At 67.1% G+C, this 19,868-nt stretch carries 15 protein-coding genes; 3 read left to right on the top strand and 12 right to left on the bottom strand.

What is annotated here, in order from left to right; genetic code table 11:
* Positions 1–4: 4 nt before the first annotated feature.
* On the bottom strand, positions 5–421 hold the full coding sequence (locus EPN80_RS00075) for a MarR family transcriptional regulator (protein WP_293022090.1): 417 nt from the start codon (positions 419–421) through the stop codon (positions 5–7).
* Between the two features lie 158 nt (positions 422–579).
* On the opposite strand from EPN80_RS00075, the gene EPN80_RS00070 reads away from it, so the two are divergent.
* Positions 580–960 carry a cupin domain-containing protein gene (locus EPN80_RS00070; protein ID WP_047216748.1) on the top strand — a complete coding sequence of 127 codons (381 nt, stop codon included), beginning with the start codon at positions 580–582 and terminating at the stop codon, positions 958–960.
* Between the two features lie 16 nt (positions 961–976).
* Here EPN80_RS00070 and EPN80_RS00065 read toward each other — a convergent pair whose 3' ends face one another.
* The 7 genes from EPN80_RS00065 to EPN80_RS00035 form a co-directional block, all read right to left on the bottom strand.
* The gene (locus EPN80_RS00065) at positions 977–2,002 is read right to left on the bottom strand and encodes a patatin-like phospholipase family protein (RefSeq protein ID WP_293022081.1); all 1,026 of its coding nucleotides are present in this window, start codon (positions 2,000–2,002) and stop codon (positions 977–979) included.
* Between the two features lie 148 nt (positions 2,003–2,150).
* Positions 2,151–3,935, bottom strand: a complete 1,785-nt coding sequence (locus tag EPN80_RS00060; protein ID WP_293022078.1) for a gamma-glutamyltransferase family protein — start codon at positions 3,933–3,935, stop codon at positions 2,151–2,153.
* A 43-nt stretch (positions 3,936–3,978) separates the two neighbouring features.
* The gene (locus EPN80_RS00055; protein ID WP_293022076.1) at positions 3,979–4,770 is read right to left on the bottom strand and encodes an ABC transporter permease; all 792 of its coding nucleotides are present in this window, start codon (positions 4,768–4,770) and stop codon (positions 3,979–3,981) included.
* Positions 4,767–5,645 carry an ABC transporter permease gene (locus EPN80_RS00050; protein WP_293022074.1) on the bottom strand — a complete coding sequence of 293 codons (879 nt, stop codon included), beginning with the start codon at positions 5,643–5,645 and terminating at the stop codon, positions 4,767–4,769. Before EPN80_RS00050 ends, EPN80_RS00055 begins: the two co-directional genes overlap by 4 nt.
* The gene (locus tag EPN80_RS00045; protein ID WP_293022072.1) at positions 5,645–6,721 is read right to left on the bottom strand and encodes an ABC transporter ATP-binding protein; all 1,077 of its coding nucleotides are present in this window, start codon (positions 6,719–6,721) and stop codon (positions 5,645–5,647) included. The genes EPN80_RS00050 and EPN80_RS00045 overlap by 1 nt, the downstream gene beginning before the upstream one ends.
* Positions 6,722–6,746: 25 nt before the next feature.
* The gene (locus EPN80_RS00040) at positions 6,747–8,252 is read right to left on the bottom strand and encodes a hypothetical protein (RefSeq protein ID WP_293022069.1); all 1,506 of its coding nucleotides are present in this window, start codon (positions 8,250–8,252) and stop codon (positions 6,747–6,749) included.
* Complete coding sequence (locus EPN80_RS00035; RefSeq protein WP_293022067.1) at positions 8,236–9,300, bottom strand: extracellular solute-binding protein; 1,065 nt, start codon at positions 9,298–9,300, stop codon at positions 8,236–8,238. The genes EPN80_RS00040 and EPN80_RS00035 overlap by 17 nt, the downstream gene beginning before the upstream one ends.
* 190 nt (positions 9,301–9,490) lie before the next feature.
* On the opposite strand from EPN80_RS00035, the gene EPN80_RS00030 reads away from it, so the two are divergent.
* Positions 9,491–10,156 carry an FCD domain-containing protein gene (locus tag EPN80_RS00030; protein ID WP_293022065.1) on the top strand — a complete coding sequence of 222 codons (666 nt, stop codon included), beginning with the start codon at positions 9,491–9,493 and terminating at the stop codon, positions 10,154–10,156.
* Between the two features lie 65 nt (positions 10,157–10,221).
* Positions 10,222–10,596 carry a glutathione S-transferase N-terminal domain-containing protein gene (locus EPN80_RS00025; RefSeq protein WP_293022063.1) on the top strand — a complete coding sequence of 125 codons (375 nt, stop codon included), beginning with the start codon at positions 10,222–10,224 and terminating at the stop codon, positions 10,594–10,596.
* Between the two features lie 35 nt (positions 10,597–10,631).
* Here EPN80_RS00025 and EPN80_RS00020 read toward each other — a convergent pair whose 3' ends face one another.
* From EPN80_RS00020 to EPN80_RS00005, 4 genes are read right to left on the bottom strand one after another with little or no spacing between them, the layout of a single operon-like run.
* A complete protein-coding gene (locus EPN80_RS00020; protein WP_293022061.1) occupies positions 10,632–12,119 on the bottom strand; it encodes an efflux transporter outer membrane subunit in 1,488 nt (495 codons plus the stop codon).
* Positions 12,116–15,406 (bottom strand): efflux RND transporter permease subunit, encoded by a 3,291-nt coding sequence (locus EPN80_RS00015; RefSeq protein ID WP_293022059.1) that lies wholly within the window; start codon positions 15,404–15,406, stop codon positions 12,116–12,118. The genes EPN80_RS00020 and EPN80_RS00015 overlap by 4 nt, the downstream gene beginning before the upstream one ends.
* The gene (locus EPN80_RS00010; protein WP_293022056.1) at positions 15,403–18,510 is read right to left on the bottom strand and encodes an efflux RND transporter permease subunit; all 3,108 of its coding nucleotides are present in this window, start codon (positions 18,508–18,510) and stop codon (positions 15,403–15,405) included. Before EPN80_RS00010 ends, EPN80_RS00015 begins: the two co-directional genes overlap by 4 nt.
* An 18-nt stretch (positions 18,511–18,528) precedes the next feature.
* Complete coding sequence (locus EPN80_RS00005; protein ID WP_293022054.1) at positions 18,529–19,743, bottom strand: efflux RND transporter periplasmic adaptor subunit; 1,215 nt, start codon at positions 19,741–19,743, stop codon at positions 18,529–18,531.
* Positions 19,744–19,868 lie beyond the last annotated feature (125 nt).

Here is a 19,868-nt window from a genome sequence, read left to right as displayed (position 1 = left end):
AAAATCACTCGATCGCCGAGCGGGTGTCGCGTACCTTATCGACCACCGCGGCAAACTCGTTCGCTCCCAATACTTTCTTCAAGCGTGCCGTGACCCTGCCGCTGGCCTCGTTGAGCGCTCGCTTGATCGCCAGCGCCTGCGCGGTGGGGTGAATCTCCAACTCGCGCCCATCGCGCTGCAGGCTGCGGCGCTCGATCAACTGCCTGGCCTCCAGCCCATCGAGCGCGCGGGTGGCGGTTGGCCGCGCAATCGCCAGCGTCTGGGCCAGCTCTCGCTGCAGCATGCCCGGCTGTTCGAGGATCGCCCGCAGCATGAATGCCTGCGGCGGCGTCAGCCCGAACGGCTGGAACGCGGCCGCCCACTCACGCTCGAGCTGGCGCGCCAGTGCCGACGTATTGAAGTAAAGGCAGTGATCGAACATGAAACGCAGTTTAGTCCCACATAGTTAGCTATGCAACTACAATTTTTCGCAGTCGCTCGCGAGGCGGGCAGCAAACGCCACATCGAAGGCGGTTCTCGATTATGCTGGACGCCTGGCGCGATGCCAGCCATCCCCTCGACTCGTTACCGACACCGACCATGTCATCCAAATACTTCGTGCGCCTGTCCGACGTGCCCGGCTATCACCCGGCCAACCACCACGGCACCACCAACCGCCGCCTGATCTCGCCCGACACCGTCGGCGCGCGGCACATGGAGATCCTGCACGGCACCATCGAAAAGAACCAGGGCGCGCTGCCGCATGCCCACCCCGATCTGGAGCAGGCCTGCTACGTGCTGGCCGGGCGCGCGCTGGTTCAGGTGGGCGACGAGCCGCAGCGCGAAGTCGTGCCGGGCGATGCGGTGTTCTTCCCGGCCGGCGTGCCGCATGTGGTCACGGCCGTCAGCGACGAACCGCTGCAATTGCTGGTGATCTACGCGCCGCCATACGGCGAGAATCCGGCCCAGGTGGTGCGCTAGCGCGGCGCGGCCGGCGTCACGGCAGCAGCGTGTCGAGCTCGCACGTCGAGCGCGAGCCAAGACGGGCGAAATTGCGCGTCAGCCATTGGCCGGCGCTGCGTCGTCCCTCGTCGCGCAACGCGGCGATAAATGCGGCGTCGGTGTTGGCCTTGCTCAGCGTATGCAAGCGACTCATGAAGGCCGGCGAGTCGATCAGATGCAAATAGAAATGCCGCAAGCGCCGATCGAGGCGGCCAAATGAAAAGAACGCGCGCTCGGCGGCCCATTTCGCCTGCACCAGCGCGCGCAGTTCGGTCGAGAATGCCGTGTTGAAACTGATCTCGGTCAGGCGCCGCGAAATCTCGTCGGCCGAGGCGGGCGTCTCGCGGTTGGGCGAGGGCTGCAGCAGCACCAGCACCAAATCGTTGGCGGCGCACTGGTGCAACAGCGGCGCGATCGGCGGATTGGCGCTCAGCCCGCCGTCCCAATAGGCCTCGCCGTCGATCTCGATGCTGTGATGCAGGGTCGGCAGGCAGGCCGAGGCCAGCAGCACGTCGAGCGTAAGCTCGCGGGTGCCGAACAGCCTGAGCGTGCCGGTACTGACGCGCGTGGTGGCGATGAAAAGCGCGACTGCACACTCGGCGCGCATGCGTTCGAAATCGATCTGCCGGCTCAGGATGTCGCGCAGCGGATTCATCCCCAGCGGATTGAGCTGATACGGCGAAAAAAACCGCGTCATGAACAAATACGCCTTCATCGCCGCCGCCGCGCCGCCCTGGGTGCCGTCGCCCAGCGGCATGGTGCCGGGCGAGGCGATGCCGCCAGGCAGCGCGCCGGTCGCCACACTTTCCCAGAAATCCTTCAGCGCCTGACGCGCGCCGTCGCGCCCGCCGAGCATAAGGCCATGCGCGAGCACCACCGCGTTCATCGCGCCGGCGCTCGCGCCGCTGATGCCCTCGATGTCGACGCGCCCGTCCTCCAGCAGACGGTCGAGCACACCCCATGTAAACGCGCCGTGCGAGCCGCCGCCTTGCAGGCCGATCGTTACCGTTTTATTGCGCATGCGCCACCCTCGTGAGGTGCTGCGGGAATTCAGGGGCCGCGCCGGGATGCCGGCGACAGCGAATGTTGCGACGCAGCAATTCCTCAGTCTATTGGCTAACGCGGCGCCGGTCAAACCTCTCGGGCGGGCCGCCCAGGGCGCGCCCGATTCAGCGACCGACCGCGTATGCCTGCATCAGGCGCGGCGTGGCCGCGGCGCGCAGCAAGCCGCCACGCACGCCGACCGCGCACAGGCGCCCGAGCGCCCAGTCGTCCATCACCTGCAGGTCGTGGCCGCGTTCGCGCAACGCCGCCAGCGTCGCGGGCGAGTAGCGCCCTTCGATTGCGAGATGGCCGAGCTGCATCGCGCGCGGGTAGAACGACGCCGGAAAATGCGCGGTCTGGAAGGTCGGCGCATCGATCGCCAGCTGAAAGTTCATGCCGTGGTGCACGTGCTTGACGAACATCTGCAGCGACCATTGGTCCTGCTGGTCGCCGCCGGGCGAGCCGAACGCGGCATAAGGCTTGCCTTCGCGCGTGACCAATGTCGGCGTGAGCGTGGTGCGCGGGCGCCGCCCGGGTCCGAGACTGGACGGCAAGCCCGGCGCCATCCAGAACATCTGGCCGCGCGTGGTGATGCAAAAGCCCAGCTCGGGCACCGCCGGCGAGGCCTGCAGCCAGCCGCCCGAGGGCGTGGCCGACACCATGTTGCCCCAGCGGTCGACCACGTCCAGGTGCACGGTGTCGCCCTTGAGCTCGGGCAGCGGCGCGAAGGTCGGCTCGCCCTGGCCGAAGCCGCCGGTCTGCGCGCGTCCGGCGTTGGCCAGGATGGTCGCGAGCCGCGCGTCGCTATCGCCAAGCTGGCCCGGGCGCAGCTCGCGCGACGCGTGGCGCGCATCGACCAGACGGCTGCGCGCGTCGTTGTACGCGTCGCCGAGCAAGGTCTGCAACGGCACTTCGCAAAAGTCCGGATCGCCGTAAAAGATATCGCGATCGGCGAACGCAAGCTTCGCGCATTCGACCACCGTGTGGACGAACTCGGGCCCGGCCGGGTCCATCGCCGCCAGGTCGAAGCGCTTGAGCAAGGCCAACTGCTGCAGGAACACCGGCCCCTGCCCCCACGGGCCTGTCTTATGCACGCGCAGTCCCGCGTACTCGTAGCTCGCCGGCTCCTCGTAGGTCGGCGCCCACCGCGCGAGATCGTCGGCGGCAAGCAGGCCCGCGTTACGCCGCCCGGAGGTATCGAGCACCGCGGTGGTGCGGAAGAACGTGTCGATCGCCTCGGCCACGAAGCCCTGGTAGAACGCCAGCCGCGCGCGCTCGCATTGCTCGGCGCGATCGCTCACCGCGCCGGCCTCGGCCAGCAGACGCCGATAAGTCGCGGCGATGCCGGGATTGCGCATCAGGGTGTGCGGCGCGGGCGCCTTGCCATCGCGCAGCCAGACCTCGGCCGAGGTGGGCCATTCGTTTTGAAAAAATGTTTCGGCCGCGAGAATCGACGATGCCACGCGCGGCAGCACCGGATAGCCGTTTTCGGCGTAGTCGATCGCATAGCCGAGCACCTCGGCCAGCGGCAGCTGGCCGTAGTCGCGCAGCAACGCCATCCAGCCGCCGAAGGCGCCGGGGACCACCGCCGGCAGGAGCCCCGTGCCCGGCACCACCTCCAGGCCCAGCGCGTGCATGCGCTCGATGGTCATGGCCGCCGGCGTGACGCCCTGTGCGCACAGCACGCGCACGCGGTCTTGCGCCGCACTGTAGAACACCACCGGCAACTCACCGCCGGGGCCATTCAGATGAGGCTCGACGATTTGCAGTACGAAACCTGCTGCTGCGGCCGCATCGAAGGCGTTGCCGCCTTTTTCCAAAACCGCCATGCCGACGCTGCTGGCGAGCCAGTGCGTCGACGCAACCATGCCGAAAGTCCCGATCAATTCCGGGCGCGTGGTGAACTGCATGCTGATTTCTCCCCGCCGGTGGCCGCTGGCCCGCCGGCAATGACTATGAACGCACCATCCGGGCCAGCCCGATCGCGCGCTCCATGACCAGCACGATGAGCAGGATCATCGCAATCTGCAGCGCCGAGGCCGCGGCGATCACGAGTTGTCCGCCGTCGAACTGCAGGAAACCGAAGATCTCGATCGGCAGAGTGGTGACACCGGGGCCGGTCAGGAAGAGCGCCGTGTTCAACTCGCCGAACGAGACGATGAAGGCAAACAGCCAGCCCGAGAGCACGCCCGGCCAGATCAGCGGCAGCGTCACCAGCAGGAAGCACGTCAGCGGCGAGGCGCCCAGACTCTGGCCGGCCTCGTCGAGCGATGTGTCGAAGCTCTGCAGGCTGGCGTATGTCGCACGGAAACAGTAGGGCATGCCGACCAGGACGTGGGCGATCGCCAGGCCCGCCAGCACCGGCATGCCGATGTAGCGGTAGCACATCAGCAGCGACAGGCCGAGGATGATGGTCGGGAAGACCAGCGGCGCCATGTACAGCGCCTGGAAGAACCCGCTCGCGCGCCGGCCGCTGCGCACGGTCGCTAGCGCCGCCATCACGCCGAGCACGGTCGCCACGCTCGAGGCGAACAGCGCCAGCTCCACGCTGAGCGTGAAGGCGCCGCGCATTTGCTCGCGGGAGAAGAAATCGGCGAACCAGCGCAGCGAGAAGCCGGTCGGCGGAAATTGAAAAAAATCGGATGGCGAGAACGCCGTGACGATCACCACCAGGAGCGGCCCGAGCAGCAGCACGAAGACCAATGCGGTGACCACCGCGGACAGAAGATCGCCGAATCGTTTCATTGGGCGCGCCCCCTGCCTTGCACCCGATGCGGCCGCAGCAGCAGTTGGATCACCGCGCCGGCGGCCAGTGCCAGCGCCAGCAAAATGAATGACAGCGCCGCCGCCTGCGGCCACTGCAGCGTGCTCACCGCATCGAACACGGCGCTGACCAGCAGCTTGTATTGCACCCCGCCCAGCAGCGCGATGGTCACGTAGGCGCTGAGCGTCAGGAAGAACACCAGCATCATGCCCGAGGCCACGCCCGGGCTCGACAGCGGCCACGTCACCTGCCAGAAGGCGCGCCACGGATTGGCGCCGAGCGACTCGGCCGCCTCGTGCAGCGAAGCATCGATCGCGGTGAGCGAGTTGGCAATCGAAATGATCATATAGGGCAGCAATATCGTCAGCAGTGCGATCACCACGGCTTCGAAGGTATCGACGATGCGCAGCGGCACGCGGATCCAGCCGAGCTTGACGAGCACCAGATTGACCACGCCGTTGCGCCCCAGAATCTCCAGCCAGCCATAGGCGCGCACCACGTTGCTGATCATCAGCGGGAACAGCAGCACCATCATCGTGACAAGCCTGCGGCGCGGCCGCATGCGCGCCAGCACCAGCGCCACCGGGTAGCCGAGCAGCAGGCACACGCCCAGCACCGCGGCGGTCACACCGAGCGTGCGCCGAATCAGCAGCAGCATGTAACGGTCGCTCAGCGATTGCACGTAGTTGGCGAGCGTCGCATGGTGGCTGAAGAGTTGCGTGCTCGACGGCGCCATGAAGCTCACGTAGAACAGCAGCAGCAGCGGCGCGACGAAGCACACCAGCGTCGCCAATAGCGGCGGCGCGGCCACGGCCCAGAAAAACGGCCGGCGATAGAACGGGCGGGCAACTCGCATCAGGGCTCCCGCAGCATGACCATGCTCGAGGCGGCCCAGGCGCAGCGCACTTCCTGCCCCGGCGCGAGTCCGCTCGCGTCGCGCACATAGGCCTGCATGGGCGCGCCGCGGCGCTCGAGATACACGTGCGTGGCGGCGCCCCGATAGATGATCTCGCGCACCGTGGCCGTCACGCTCTCGCGGCCGCCCACCTCGGCGTCGGGGACGATATCGATTTTCTCCGGGCGCAGCGCCAGCTTGACGCGCGCGCCGAGGCGGGCGGTGCAGCCGTCGACCCGAATCTGCGCGTCGCCGATATCGATGCGCGCACCGTCGTCGCCGGCGTTGACTACCACGCCGTCGACAAAATTGCTGTTGCCAAGAAAGCCGGCGACGAATTCGGTGCGCGGTCGCTCGTAGATTTCGCCCGGCGTGCCGACCTGTTCGACCACGCCGGCACGCATCACAGCGACGTGATCGGACATCGTCAACGCTTCCTCCTGATCGTGCGTGACGAATATCGCGGTAATGCCGAGCTTTCGCTGCAACTGCCGCAACTCGACCTGCATCTGCTCACGCAGCAGCTTGTCGAGCGCGCTGAGCGATTCGTCGAGCAGCAGCACGGTCGGCTGGATCACCAGCGCGCGGGCCAGCGCCACACGCTGCTGCTGGCCGCCCGAGAGCTGTTTGGGGTAGCGGCTCTCGAAGCCGGCGAGCTTGACCAGATCGAGCGTCTCGCGCACGCGCCGCGCGGTTTCGTCGCGCGAGAGCTTGCGCATCTTCAGGCCAAAGGCCACGTTCTGCGCCACCGACATATGCGGGAACAGCGCGTAGTTCTGAAACACCATGCCGAAGTTGCGCCGGTACGGCGCGATGTCGGTGACGCGCTCGCCGCGAATGTACACCTCGCCCTCGGTCGGCCGCTCGAAGCCGGCAATCATGCGCAGCGTGGTGGTCTTGCCGCAGCCGCTGGGCCCCAGCAGCGAGAAGAACGCGCCGCGGGGAATGTCGAGATTCAGCGCCTTGATGGCGACGACATCCTGGAAATGCTTGGTGACGTTTTCAAAGCGCACGTCGGCTTCTGCCGTGAGATCCATGCTAGGAGTCCGATGAATTCGATATCTAGTCAACACCCAGGGTGAGCCAGGCGTCGCAGCGCGTCTGGCGCGCGAGCGCTTCGAGAAACCGCAGCGGCAGTTCGACGGCGAGCAGCCCCTGGGCCAGCGCGCGAGTGTCGGTGCCCGGCGGCTCCCCGGCCGCCAGTCCGGCGCCGGCGTCCTCGAGCACACGCAACGCGCCGCCGGCCCCGCTCGGCGGTGCGGCAACCTCGGCCAACGAGAGCGCCAATGCGCGCAGGCGCGTGATTTCCCGCCGCAGCAAACGACCCATGGCATCGTCGGCGGGCACAAGCCGCTCGAGCGCCTCGCGGGCCGCAGTCAGCAGCCGCCGGCGCGCATCCGGCCACCCGCTCGGCTCGGACGACTCGCCGGCCGTCGTATTTGGCTGCGGCGCGGCCGGCGCGCGGCCCGTGCAAAGCAGCTGGACCGCGTTGAGAATCAGGCGAAACGACGGCGAATCGTTGGGTTCGTAGAAATCGAGCGTCTGCGTCATCACCGCCTCGCCGCGAATCGGCAAATAGGCGCTCACGTAACGCTCGAGTGCGATGTATTTGCGCACCACGTCGCCCATTTCCGGATGCGGCGAAAACAGCACCGCGCGCGGCGCGCCGTCGGACTGCGCGCCGCCGAGCAGGATCGCGGCCTTGCCGGCCATCTCGGTGGCAAAGCCGGCCGCATCCAGCGGATTGTCGATCGGCAGGCGCGCGGGCAGCGTCAGCGCGCAAAAATGCGCGGCACTGCGCGTCGGCGAGCGCACGGCCTCGTAGATCGGGCCATGGTAATAGGGCATCTCGACCAGCGGGGCGCAGCCGCGCGCGAGCGGCCCGGGCCCGAGCTCGATGGAAACCAGCCCCGCGCCGCTGCGCAGATACTCGTGCGAATAACGCGGGCTCGCCTGCGCCACGCCGAGCCAGTGAGGCCGCCCCTCGGACAGATAGAAGGCGCCGCCGCACGAGGCAATGCAGGCGCCGCCGCGCGCGAGAAAGCGGCGGATCGCGCGGTCGATGCCCGGCGTGTCTTCATTGCGGTCGAGCCCCCAGGTCTCGAAGCCGCCGGGCAGCATCAGCAGATCGTAAGCGTCGAGCGCGCCGGCGGCCACCGGCGCGCCGTCGAGCACGTCGAACGGCAGGCCGAGACTGGCCAGGCTGTGCGCATAGTAGCCAAGGTAGGGATAGGCGCATGCCGCGCCGCCGAAAATGGCAATGCGCGGCACATGCACGGCGTCGGCCTTATCGAGAAGCTCGCGCGCCCGGTCGCCGGCCAGGCCGACCGATTCGATGCCGCTCGCGGCGATCGCGCGACGCACCGGCCCGGACGCCGCGACGACGTAATCGCCGGCACGCAAGCCCGCGACATCCTCGCGCATCACATGCACCGCGCAGCCGCGCGCAGCCAGGCGGTGCGCCAGCACGGCAAGCACACAGCCTTGCGCGTTGTCGCCCCAGCGCAAGGCAAGCATGTCGGCAGGCATGACGAACGTGCGGCGCGCGTCCTCAGGCGCCCGCGACAATGCGGTTCCAGCGGCTCATCCAGCTCACGCGCTGCTCGCTCATGTATTGCTGATCGAGGTCGACGAGCCGGGAGCGCTCCGCATCGCTCAGCACGATGCTCTTTTGCAGCGCGGGCGGCAGCAGGGCCTGGGTCTTGCGATTGGTGCCCGGATAGTTGAAAGCCTCGGCGAAACCGATCTGCCCCTGCGGGTCGAGCGTCAGATTGAGGAACCGTTCGGCATAATCCAGGCTCGGCGCATTCTTGGCGATGCCGGTACCCCACGAAATGGAAATCGCGCCCTCTTCCGGAAACACCCATTTGACGTCGCGGTTGCGCTTGGCGACGGTCTCGGTCTGGGCGTTGTACAGCACACCGATGGTTGCCTCGCCGCTGACCAGGTCGGCCATGATGGTATCGGTGTCGGGCTCGAAAATCGGCTGCAGCTTGACCATCTTTTCGAACATCTCGAAACCGGCGTCGCCGTCCTTGGGCGACTTGCCGGCGGCCATCGCGCCGATCGGAATGATGTACAGGCCGATCGAATGCGACGAGGCGGGCAGCACGATCTTGCCGCGAAACTCGGGTCGCCACAGATCGGCCCACGAGCGCGGCGGCTTCTTGATCGCCTTGGCGTTATAGGCGATGCCGATCGCCGAATAGATCTGCGCGACCCAATACTCGTGCTTGAACTGCGGATAGACGTCCGGCAGATTGGTCAGGCGCGGCGAGTGAGGATTGATCTTCTGCAGCACGCCCTGGCTGACCGCCAGCGGGAACAGCCCGTCGTGCAATTGCACCAGATCGTAGGTCTGGTGCGCGAGCCCCACTTTCAATTTGGTGATGCGCTGGTCGGGCGTCGAGCCGCGATCCTCGATCACCGGCACCCCGGTCTGCGCGGTCAGGCGCTGGCCGACCCCCTTTTGCAATGCATCGCCCCACAGGCCCCCCCAGGTCAGCACCGTCACGCTCGCGGGCTTGGCTTGCCCGAATGCGTCGACCGCGCCCAGCGAACCCAATGACAGCAAGGGCAACGCCCCGCCGATTTTCAGAACACTGCGTCTTTTCATAAGAAACCTCGCGTTCTCGCATGCCCCGCGCATGCCGGCAACCCAGGGCGGGTTGCAACGCGATCGATTTTAGAACCCATTAAGTTTTGGTGTCAAACTAAAACACTTGTATTTTCTTTATTTAATGCACCATAACGAGGAAAACCGCTATAGAATATTGAACCAATAATTAATTGGTTCAATATTCGCCATGCCCCAAAACGAACCCGAGGCGCTTGCCGCCCTGCATGCCTACATCGCCAGGCAGCAGCTCAACGAGGGCGATGCGCTGCCGGCCGAGCGGCAGCTCGCGCTCACGCTGGGCGTGAGCCGGCGCAAGCTGCGCGAGGCGCTGTCGCACCTCGAACTCGAAGGGCGCGTATGGCGCGGCGTGGGGCGCGGCACCTTCCTCGGCTCACGGCCGCAAAAATTCGTTTCGGGCTTCGACGCGCTGTTTCGCGATACCAGCCCCGCCGACGTGATGGAGGCGCGCTTCATCATCGAACCGGCAGTGGCAGCCCTGGCGGCCACCAAGGCCAACGCCGAAGATCTACAGGAAATCGAAAAATGCGTGCGCAAGAATGCCAGCGCGCGCAACGACAGTGAATGGCAGCAATGGGATCACCGCTTCCACCACCTGATCGCGCAGGCCACACGCAATCAGGCAATGATCGCCCTGATCGGCGCGATGAACAGCGCGCGCGCGCAGCCCGGCTGGCGCTCGCGCCGCATCGCCACGGTCGACGACGAAGGGCGGCGCCGCTCGGCCGCGCAACACCGCGAGGTATACGACGCGCTCGAAGCGCGCGATCCGGAGGCGGCCAGCGCCGCGATGCGCCGGCATCTGGTGCAGGTGCAGACGATCCTGCTGATGTGAGCCCGCAAGCGTGCCGGGGTAGGGCGTAACATGTCAGGCTTTTCACATTCATCGAGGTCGCCGTTATGTTGATGAAAGCCCTGCGAGTCGGTCTGGGCCAGTTGATCGTGCTGGGCGATGCGCTCAGCCGGCCGCGTGCGCAGCGCCGCGCGCCCGAGGCTCAGGCGCGCGTGGCCGCCGAAGCCGCGCATCTGTCGCTGTATCAATTCCACGCCTGTCCGTTTTGCGTCAAGACGCGGCGCGCGCTGCATCGCCTGAACGTACCGATGACGCTGCACGATGTCAAGAAGGACGCGGCAGCGCGCGAGCGTCTGCTGGCCGGCGGCGGCAAGGTGAAGGTACCCTGCCTGCATATTCAGGATAACGACGAATCGCGCTGGCTCTACGAATCGAACGCGATCATCGCCTATCTGGACCAGCGCTTCGGCTCGATTGCCTGAGCCCGCCGGGGCCGCGCGGTCAGCGCGCCGTCGCCTCAATGCGGCTGCGCCGATGGCGTCGGCCGTGGCGATTGCAGCGAAGCTCCCTGCAACGCGTCGGCCGACCAGCCGCCGCCCAGGTCGCCGATCAGCGACGCGGTACTGAGCAGGCGCTGCGCCTGCACGCTCAGGGCACTTTGCTGCGCGCTCAACTGCGTGGCCTGCGCGGTCGCCACGGTGGTGTAGTCGACCGTGCCGGCTTCGTATTCGCGCCGCGCGATCTCGGTGCCGCGCGTCGCATCGCGCACCGCCGCATCGAGCACCTCGGCCTGCCGGGCAAGCACGTGCAGACCCGAGAGATCGTTCTCGACATTCTGAAACGCACTGAGCACGGTGCCCCGATAGTTGGCCTCGGCCGCGTCATAAGCGGCCCGGGCCGCATCCACCTGCGCGCTGCGCTGACCGCCGTCGAACAGCGTCTGTCCGACATCGGCGCCCAGCGACCAGACGCGATTGGCCGCGTGCAGCAATCCGGCCAGCGGCGACTGCGTGAAGCCCGCCACGGCCGATAGCGAGACAGTCGGGTAATAGGCCGCCACGGCCACGCCGATGGCCGCATTCTGCGCGGCCATCTTGCGCTCGGCCACGGCGATGTCGGGGCGCCGCTGCAGCAGCGTCGAGGGCACGCCGACGGGGATCTCGGGCAGCGTCGGCAGGGCGGTGCCGGGCGGGATGTCGAGGTCTTGCGGATTCTTGCCGACCAGCACGGCAATCGCATGTGCGTATTGGGCCCGCGCCACGCCCAGCCCGATCAGGCTGGCCTGGGCGTTTTCGAGTTGCGTGCGCGCGGCAATCAGGTCGGACGGCGGCACCGTGCCGGCACGGTCCTTCTCAGTGACCACGCGCAGATATTGTTCGTCGGACGCCACCGTCTGCCGCAGCAGTTCGGCGCTGGCATCGTTGATGCGCAGCTCGATGACCGTGGTGGCCAGCGCGATCTGCTCGGACAGCGTGGCGTTGGCCAGCGTCGCTTCGCTGGCCTGGGCCGTGGCGGTGTTTTGCTCGATGCCGCGCCGCACTTCGCCCCACAGGTCGGGCGCCCAGCTGATATTGCCTTCGAGCGATCCCGAGTCGCTCACCGAGCGGCCAAACCCGGCGCTGCTCGAAACATTGCCGCTCGCGCTGTGCTGGCGGGTCGCCGAGCCGGTGAGGCCCAGCACCGGAAACAGGCCGCTGCGTGCCAGGCGCACCTCGGCCAGCGCCTGCCGGTAGTTGGCGTAGGCCTGCCGCACGCTCTGGTTGGAGACCGACACCATCGGCTCGAGGCGATCGAGCAACGGGTCATGAAAGGCGGTCCACCAGTCGCCCTTGGGGCCGGCCGCGGCGGCGGGCGAGGCCGGCGTCCAGCCGGGCAGCGGTTGGTAGTGCGCGGGCACGTCCACCGCCGGACGATGGTAGTCGGGGCCGACCATGCAGCCGGCGAGCCCCAGCGAGAGCGCCACGGCCAGCGTTGCCGGAAGCGGGGAGGGAAGCCTGGTTTTCATGCGTTGGTGTCCGATTGTCTGTTCCATGGCAAGCCCGCCGACCACTTGATGAACTTGCCGCGCAAACGGTCGAGATACAGGTAGATCACCGGTGTCGTGTACAGGGTGAACATCTGGCTGAGAATCAGCCCGCCCATCACCGTGATGCCCAGCGGCTGGCGCAGCGCCGAGCCCTGGCCGAGCCCGATGGCCAGCGGCGCGGCGCCCAGCACGGCCGCCGCGGTGGTCATCATGATCGGCCGCAGCCGGATCACGGCGGCGTCGTGAATCGCCTGCTTGGCGTCCATGCCCTGATCGCGCTGCAGGCGAATCGCGACGTCGACCATCATGATGCCGTTCTTCTTGACGATGCCGATCAGCAAAATGATGCCGATCATCGCAATCACCGAGAACGGCGTGCCGAAAATCAGCAGCGCCAGGGTCGCGCCGATGCCGGCCGAGGGCAGGGTCGACAGGATCGTGATCGGGTGAATGGTGTTCTCGTAGAGAATGCCGAGCACCAGGTAGACCACCCCCAGCGCGGCCAGGATCAGCAACGGGATGGTGCCCATCGACTGCGCGTAGGCCTGCGCGGCGCCGGCGAAGGCGCCGTGGATGCTGGCCGGCATTTCGATGTCCTGCTCGGCCTGGTTGATGGCCACCGCCGCCTGGCTGAGCGAGCCGCCCACCGGCAGGTTGAAGGAGATCGTCCCGGCCACCAGCCCGCCCTGGTGATTGACCTGGGTTGCGGTGTGGCTGGCGGAGTACGTCATCAGCGCCCGCAGCGGCACCATGGTCTCGCCGGCGGTGCTCAGCGCGCTGCCGCTGGAGGCGCCGCCCTTGCTGTTGGAAATGCTGTTGGTGCGCTGGTTGGCCTCGGCGTCGGCGTTGAGCGCGTTGGTCGAGGTCGACGCGGCGCCCGCGCTGGCGACCGATACCAGCGCGCTCGACATCTGCGACTGGGCGGTGCCGCTGGGGTTGCCGGCCGCCTTGCTCAGGTAGACCCGCTCCAGCGCCTGCGGATACTGCGCATACTTGGGCGCGACTTCCATCACCACGAAATACTGGTTGAGCGGGTTGTAGATGGTCGACACGGTGCGCTGGCCAAACGCGTCGTACAGCGTGTTGTCGATCTGGTTCGGTTCGAAGCCGTAACGCGCCGCGGTGGCCCGGTCGATATGGATCTCGGTCTGCAGGCCGTGCTGCTGCAAATCGGTGTTGACGTCACGCACCTGGCCCGGATACTTGCCCAGCGCGCTCACCAGTTTGGGCACCCAGGTGAAGAGCGCGTCGGCATCGTCGCCGGTGAGCGTGTATTGATATTCGGCGGCCGACTGCCGGCCGCCCACGCGCAAGTCCTGCTGCGCCTGCAGGAACAGCCGCGCGCCCGAGACGCGGTCGAGCTTGGGCCGCAGGCGGCTGACCACCTGCGCGGCCGAGACATGCCGCTGGGCCAGCGGCTTGAGCTCGATGAAAACCACCGCGGTATTGAGCGCGCGCCCGCCGGTAAAGCCGGCCACCGATTCGACCGCCGGGTCCTGCTGCACGATCGATTGCAGCTGGGCGAGCTTTTTCTTCATGGCGGGGAACGAAATGCTCTGGTCGGCGATGATCTGTCCGATCAGGATGCCGGTGTCCTGCTCCGGGAAAAACGTCGAGGGCAGCAGCTTGAACAGGAACACGTTGAGCACCAGCAGCGCGATCAGCAGCAGGCCGACCAGGCGCGCATGGTCGAGCGCGACGGTGAGCGAGCGCGCATAGGCCGCCTTGAAGCGCTCGAACTGCCGCTCGACCCAGGCGCCCCAGCGGGTGCTCGAATGCGCGGCACTCTTGCGAGTGAGCAAATAGGCGCACATCATCGGCGTGATGGTCAGCGAGATCACCAGCGAGATCAGGATGGCGATCGACAGCGTGACCGCGAATTCGTGGAACAGCATGCCGACGATGCCCGGCATCAGCAGAATCGGCAGGAACACCGCGATCAGCGACAGGCTCATCGCGAGCACCGTGAAGCTGACCTCGGCGCTGCCCTGCAAGGCCGCCTCGCGCGGGCTCAGGCCCGCCTCGAGGTGGCGCATGATGTTCTCGAGCACCACCACCGCGTCGTCGACCACGAAGCCGGTGCCGACCGTCAGGGCCATCAGCGAGAGGTTGTCGATGCTGTAGCCGAGCAGATACATCGGCCCGAAGGTGCCGATGATCGACAGCGGCAAGGCCACCGCCGGAATCAGCAGCGCGCGCGGCGAGCGCAGGAACACGAACACCACGCCCACCACCAGCAGCACGGCGAGAAACAGCGAGCGCTCGGTGTCGTCCACCGATGCCTTGACCGACTGCGAATGATCGAGCGCCACGCCCACGCGAATCCCGCTGGGCAGGCTCGCCTCGACGCTCGGCAGCACCTTGCGGATCTGGTCGACGGTCTGCACCACATTGCTGCCCGGGCGCGGATAAACGATCACCAGCACCGCCGACTTGCCGTTGTAGAGGCCGGCGTTGCGAATGTTTTCATTCGAATCGACCACCTCGGCGACGTCGCGCAGCAGTACCGGCGCGCCGTTGCGATAGGCGATCACGAGATCGCGGTAGGGCGCCGCCTCGTTGATCTGGTCGTTCGAGAGCACCATGAACCGCTGGCCGGCCTGGTCGAGATAACCCTTGGCGCTATTGGCGTTGGCCGCGGCCAGCGCGGCCCGCACATCTTCCAGGCCGATGCCGTAGCTGTTGAGCTTGTCCGGCTCGAGCTCGACCCGCACGCTGGGCAATGCGCCGCCGCCCAGCGTGATCTCGCCGACCCCGTCGACCTGCGAGAGCTGCTGCAGGATCACCGAGCTGGCGGAGTCGTAGAGCTGCGCCTTGGTCAGCGTGTCGGAGGTCAGCGCCAGCACCATCACCGGCGAGTCGGCCGGGTTGAACTCGCGGTAGCTGGGGTTGCCGCGCAGGGTGGTCGGCAAATCGGCGCGCGCGGCCTGGATCGCCGCCTCGACGTCGCGCGCGGCGCCGTTGATGTCGCGCTTGAGCCCGAACACGGTGATGATGCGCGTCGAGCCGACACTGCTCGTCGAGGTCATCTCGTTGACATCGGCGATGGTGCCCAGCCGCCGCTCGAGCGGCGCGGCCACCGTCGCGGCCATGGTCTCGGGGCTGGCGCCGGCCATGTTGGCCTGCACCACCACCACCGGGTAAGCGACGTTGGGCAGCGGCGCTACCGGCAGCTGAAAATAGGCCAGCACCCCCGACAGAAGAATCGCGATGGCCAGCAGCGTGGTCGCCACCGGCCGCCGGATAAAGAGCGCCGAGAGGTTCACGGCGCACCCTCGGCGGGCTGCTCGCGCGGCTTACCGCGCACGCGCCGCGCGAGCCGGTCGAAGAACAGGTAAATCACCGGCGTGGTGAACAGCGTCAGCAATTGGCTCAGCAGCAGGCCGCCGATGATCGCCAGGCCCAGCGGGCGGCGCAGCTCGGAGCCGGTGCCCGTGCCCAGCAGCATCGGCAGGGCGCCCAGCATGGCCGCCAGGGTGGTCATCAGAATCGGCCTGAACCGCAGCAGCGACGCCTCGAAGATCGCCTCGCGCGGCGCCTTGCCGCGCTGGCGCTCGGCGTCGAGCGCGAAGTCGACGATCATGATGGCATTCTTCTTGACGATGCCGATCAGCAAGACGATGCCGATGATGCCGATCACGTCCAGGTCGCTGCCGGCAAGCATCAGCGCGAGCAGCGCGCCGATGCCCGCCGAGGGCAGCGTCGAGAGGATCGTCACCGGATGGATGAAGCTCTCGTAGAGCACGCCCAGCACGATATACACGGCGACCAGCGCCGCCGCCAGCAAGTACACCTCGCTGGAGAGCGACTCCTGGAACGCCTGCGCGGCGCCCTGGAAGGCGGTGGTGATCGAGCGCGGCAAATGGCTGGCCTGCTCGGCCTGCCCGATCGCCTTGACCGCCGTGCTCAGCGAAGCGCCCTGGGCCAGGTTGAACGAGATGGTGACCGCCGGGAACTGCGCCAGATGGTTGATCACCAGCGGCGACTTGACGATCTGCAGATTGGCGATCTGCTTGAGCGGCACCTGGCCGGTGCCCGCCGTCTGGCTCGGCAGGTACAGGTCGCCCAGCGCCTGCAGATTCGGCAACGACTGCGGCTTGGCGACCAGAATCACGCGATATTGGTTGGCCTGCTGAAAGATGGTCGAGACGATGCGCTGGCCCAGCGCGTCGTACAGCGCGTTGTCGACGGTCGCCGCGGTAATGCCGTAGCGCGCGGCCAGTTGCCGATTGAGCTCGACGTTCACGCTCAGGCCCTGGTTGTCGAGATCGCTGGTCACGTCGGTGATCGACGGGATCTGCTTCATGCGCTCGAGCAGCCCCGGCACGTATTGCTCGAAGGTCTGCTGGTTGGGCCCGCGCAGCACCAGCTTGTACTGGTTGGGCGAGACCGTGGTGTCGAGCGTGAGGTCCTGCTCGGGCTGCAGGTACAGCTTGATGCCCGGCACGCCGGCGACTTCCTGCCCCAGGCGGCGGGCGATCTGGCGGGCGGTGAGCGAGCGCTGCTCGTGCGGGCGCAGGTTGATCAGGAAGCGGCCGTTGTTGAGCGTGGCGTTGGTGCCGTCGATGCCCACGTAGGAAGTCAGCGAGGTGACGTCGGGGTCTTTCAGGATCGCCTCGGCCAGCGCGCTCTGGCGCTCGGCCATTACCTTGTAGGAGACCGAATTGTCGGCCACGCTGATGCCCTGGATCACGCCGACGTCCTGTACCGGAAACAATCCCTTGGGAATCGCCACGTACAAGAACACGGTGAGCGCCAGCGTGCCGAGCGCCACCGCCAGCGTCAGGCCCTGGTGATCGAGCACCCAGTGCAGGCCGCGCTCGTAGGCGGCCAGCGTCCTGTCGAAGGCGCGCTCGCTGATGCGCTCGAAGCGGCTCGGATGGCGCTGCGCCCGCGCACGCAGCAGGCGCGCGCACAGCATCGGCACCAGCGTGAGCGAGACCACCGCCGAGATGACGATGGTGACGGCCAGCGTCACGGCGAATTCGCTGAACAGGCGCCCGATCACGCCGCCCATGAACAGCAGCGGGATCAGCACGGCGATCAGGGAGACCGTCAGCGACAGAATCGTGAAGCCGATCTGGCCGGCGCCTTCGAGCGCCGCCTGCAACGGCGTCTTGCCCTCTTCGAGATAACGCACGATGTTCTCGATCATCACGATCGAGTCGTCGACCACGAAACCGGTGGCGATGATCAGTGCCATCAGCGACAGATTGTCGATCGAGTAATTGAGCTCGTACATCATCGCCAGCGTGCCGATCAGCGAGACCGGCACCGAGATGCTGGGGATGATGGTGGCCGGCAGATTGCGCAGGAACACGAAGATCACCAGCACCACCAGCGCCACGGCCAGCACCAGTTCGAGCGCCGCGTCGGACACCGAAGCGCGGATCACGCCGGTGCTGTCGGAGACCACCGCGACGTGCATGCCGGCCGGCAGCGCCGCCTCGAGCCGGGGCAGGGCTTTCGTGATCTGGTCGACAGTGGCGATCACGTTCGCCCCCGGCTGGCGCCGCACGTTGAGAATGATCGCCGGCGTACGGTTGTACCAGGCGCCCTGCTCGACGTTCTGCGCGGCCTGGCTGACGTGGGCGACGTCGCGCAGGTACACCGGTGCGCCGTTGCGATAAGCGATCACCGTGTCGAGATAGCCGGCCGGGTCCTTGATCTGGTCGTTGGCGTTGATCGTGTAGTCGAGCTCGGGGCCGTCGAAATTGCCCTTGGGCTGGCTGACGTTGACGGTGTTGAGCAGCGTGCGCAGATCGTCGATATTCAGGCCGTAGGCGGCCAGCTTCTGCGGATCGGCCTCGACCCGCACCGCCGGCACGTTGCCGCCGGCGGCGGTGACCTGGCCCACGCCGGGCACTTCGGCGATTTTCGCGGCGAGCCGGTTATTGGCGACATCCTGCAGCTGGGTCAGCGACATCGACTTGGAAGTCAGCGCCAGTGTCAGGATCGGCTGGTCGGCCGGATTGACCTTGGCGTAGGTCGGCGGCGCCGGCAGCCCGCTGGGCAACAGGCTGTTGGCCGCGTTGATGGCCTGCTGGACGTTTTGCTGGGCGACGTCGAGATTGAGCGCGAGGTTGAATTGCAGCGTGATGACCGAGGCGCCCTCGGAACTGTACGACACCATCTGCTGCAGGCCGGGGATCTCGCCGAGCTGCACCTCCAGCGGCGCGGTCACGGTGGTGGCCATCACGTCGGGGCTGGCGCCCGGGTAGAAGGTCGTCACCTGGATGGTCGGGTAATCGACGTCCGGCAGCGACGAGACCGGCAAAAAGCGAATCGCCACCAGCCCCACCAGCACGAAGGCGATCATCAGCAGCAGCGTGGCCACCGGCCGCAGAATGAACAGGCGGGAGATATTCATCGGCGCGCGACCCGCTGGCTACGACGCGCGCGCGGCACTGCCCGGGGCCGCCGGGGTTGCGGCCGGCGCGCTCGCCGGCGAACCCGGCGCGGGCCGCTGCGCCGGGGCGAGCCGAATCCTGGCGCCGTCGCTCAGGCGGTCGAGACCGTCGGTGACTACCGTCTGGCCGGCGCTCAGGCCCGCGACGATGACCGTATGCCGGCCGTCGCTGGGGCCCACGGTGACCTTGCGCACCGAAACCGTCTGGTTGGGATTGACCAGAAACACATAGTCGCCCGGCGCGCCGCTTTGCACCGCCGCGGTCGGCACCAGCACGACATGCCGCAGCGTATCGACCAGCAGCCTGACGTTGACGAACTCATTCGGGAACAGCGCCTCGTCGGCGTTGGCGAACATCGCGCGCAGCGGCACGGTGCCGGTACTGGTGGCCATCTGATTGCCGAGCGCGTACAGCGTGCCGGTGGCCAACTGTTTGGTGTTGTCGCTGTTATAGACCGTCACCGGCAATTTGGCACCGGCGTTCACGCGCTGCAGCACGCTGCCCAGAGCGTTTTGCGGCACGGCGAACTCGACCGTGGTGGGTTTGATGGTGGTGATCACCACCAGCTGGCTCGAGGTGGTCACGTAATTGCCCGGATCGACCAGGCGCAGGCCGACGCGGCCGGCCACCGGCGCGGTGATGTGGGCATAGGCCAGATCGAGCTCGAACTGCGCGATGCTGGCGCGGTCGGCCTTGACGGCCGCCTCTTGCTGCCGCACGGTGAACTGCTGGTCGGCGTAGGTCTGCTCGGCAATCGCCTGATGCTGGTGCAACTGCGCATAGCGCGCCAGATCGGCCCGGGCCTGGGCCAGCGCGGCCTGGTCCTTGGCCAGTTGGGCCTCGGCCTGCTGCTTGCTGATTTCGTACTGCCGGGGATCGATCTGCGCGAGAAACTGGCCCTTGGCGACGTCCTGGCCTTCCTGGTAGCCCACCGCCGTCAGGTACCCGCTCAACTGCGGCAGTACGGTGACGGTGGTGATCGGCGTGACGGTGCCCAGCGCGCTCAAGGTCTGCGGCATGTCGCCCACCGTGGCGGCGGCGACCGTGACCACCTGCGCCGGCATGCCGCGCTGGACTTTCTTGCGGCCCAACAGGTGGTACAGCACCAGCGCGACGAGCACCAGCAACACCACCAGGATGATCAGGCGCCCGCGGCGCCCCTGCTTGACTTGCGTGGACGGGGCCTCGCTCATATCACTCTTGTATGGATGCCTCCCGGCGATAGGTAGTAACCCGCATCGTGTTGTGAAGAAGTCGGCTGCTGCCTTGTATCCGGCCTAGTGTGTGGATCGATGGGTTGCCCCGCTCGGCCACTGGC

Source organism: Pandoraea sp., assembly GCF_004297875.1.
Classification (GTDB): domain Bacteria; phylum Pseudomonadota; class Gammaproteobacteria; order Burkholderiales; family Burkholderiaceae; genus Pandoraea.
This window is presented reverse-complemented; position numbering and strand designations above follow the sequence as displayed.

Coding starts and splice junctions, on each gene's coding strand:
- EPN80_RS00075 (WP_293022090.1), bottom strand. CDS start 421: ATGTTCGATCACTGCCTTTACTTCAATACGTCGGCACTGGCGCGCCAG.
- EPN80_RS00070 (WP_047216748.1), top strand. CDS start 580: ATGTCATCCAAATACTTCGTGCGCCTGTCCGACGTGCCCGGCTATCAC.
- EPN80_RS00065 (WP_293022081.1), bottom strand. CDS start 2,002: ATGCGCAATAAAACGGTAACGATCGGCCTGCAAGGCGGCGGCTCGCAC.
- EPN80_RS00060 (WP_293022078.1), bottom strand. CDS start 3,935: ATGCAGTTCACCACGCGCCCGGAATTGATCGGGACTTTCGGCATGGTT.
- EPN80_RS00055 (WP_293022076.1), bottom strand. CDS start 4,770: ATGAAACGATTCGGCGATCTTCTGTCCGCGGTGGTCACCGCATTGGTC.
- EPN80_RS00050 (WP_293022074.1), bottom strand. CDS start 5,645: ATGCGAGTTGCCCGCCCGTTCTATCGCCGGCCGTTTTTCTGGGCCGTG.
- EPN80_RS00045 (WP_293022072.1), bottom strand. CDS start 6,721: ATGGATCTCACGGCAGAAGCCGACGTGCGCTTTGAAAACGTCACCAAG.
- EPN80_RS00035 (WP_293022067.1), bottom strand. CDS start 9,300: ATGAAAAGACGCAGTGTTCTGAAAATCGGCGGGGCGTTGCCCTTGCTG.
- EPN80_RS00030 (WP_293022065.1), top strand. CDS start 9,491: ATGCCCCAAAACGAACCCGAGGCGCTTGCCGCCCTGCATGCCTACATC.
- EPN80_RS00025 (WP_293022063.1), top strand. CDS start 10,222: ATGTTGATGAAAGCCCTGCGAGTCGGTCTGGGCCAGTTGATCGTGCTG.
- EPN80_RS00020 (WP_293022061.1), bottom strand. CDS start 12,119: ATGAAAACCAGGCTTCCCTCCCCGCTTCCGGCAACGCTGGCCGTGGCG.
- EPN80_RS00010 (WP_293022056.1), bottom strand. CDS start 18,510: ATGAATATCTCCCGCCTGTTCATTCTGCGGCCGGTGGCCACGCTGCTG.
- EPN80_RS00005 (WP_293022054.1), bottom strand. CDS start 19,743: ATGAGCGAGGCCCCGTCCACGCAAGTCAAGCAGGGGCGCCGCGGGCGC.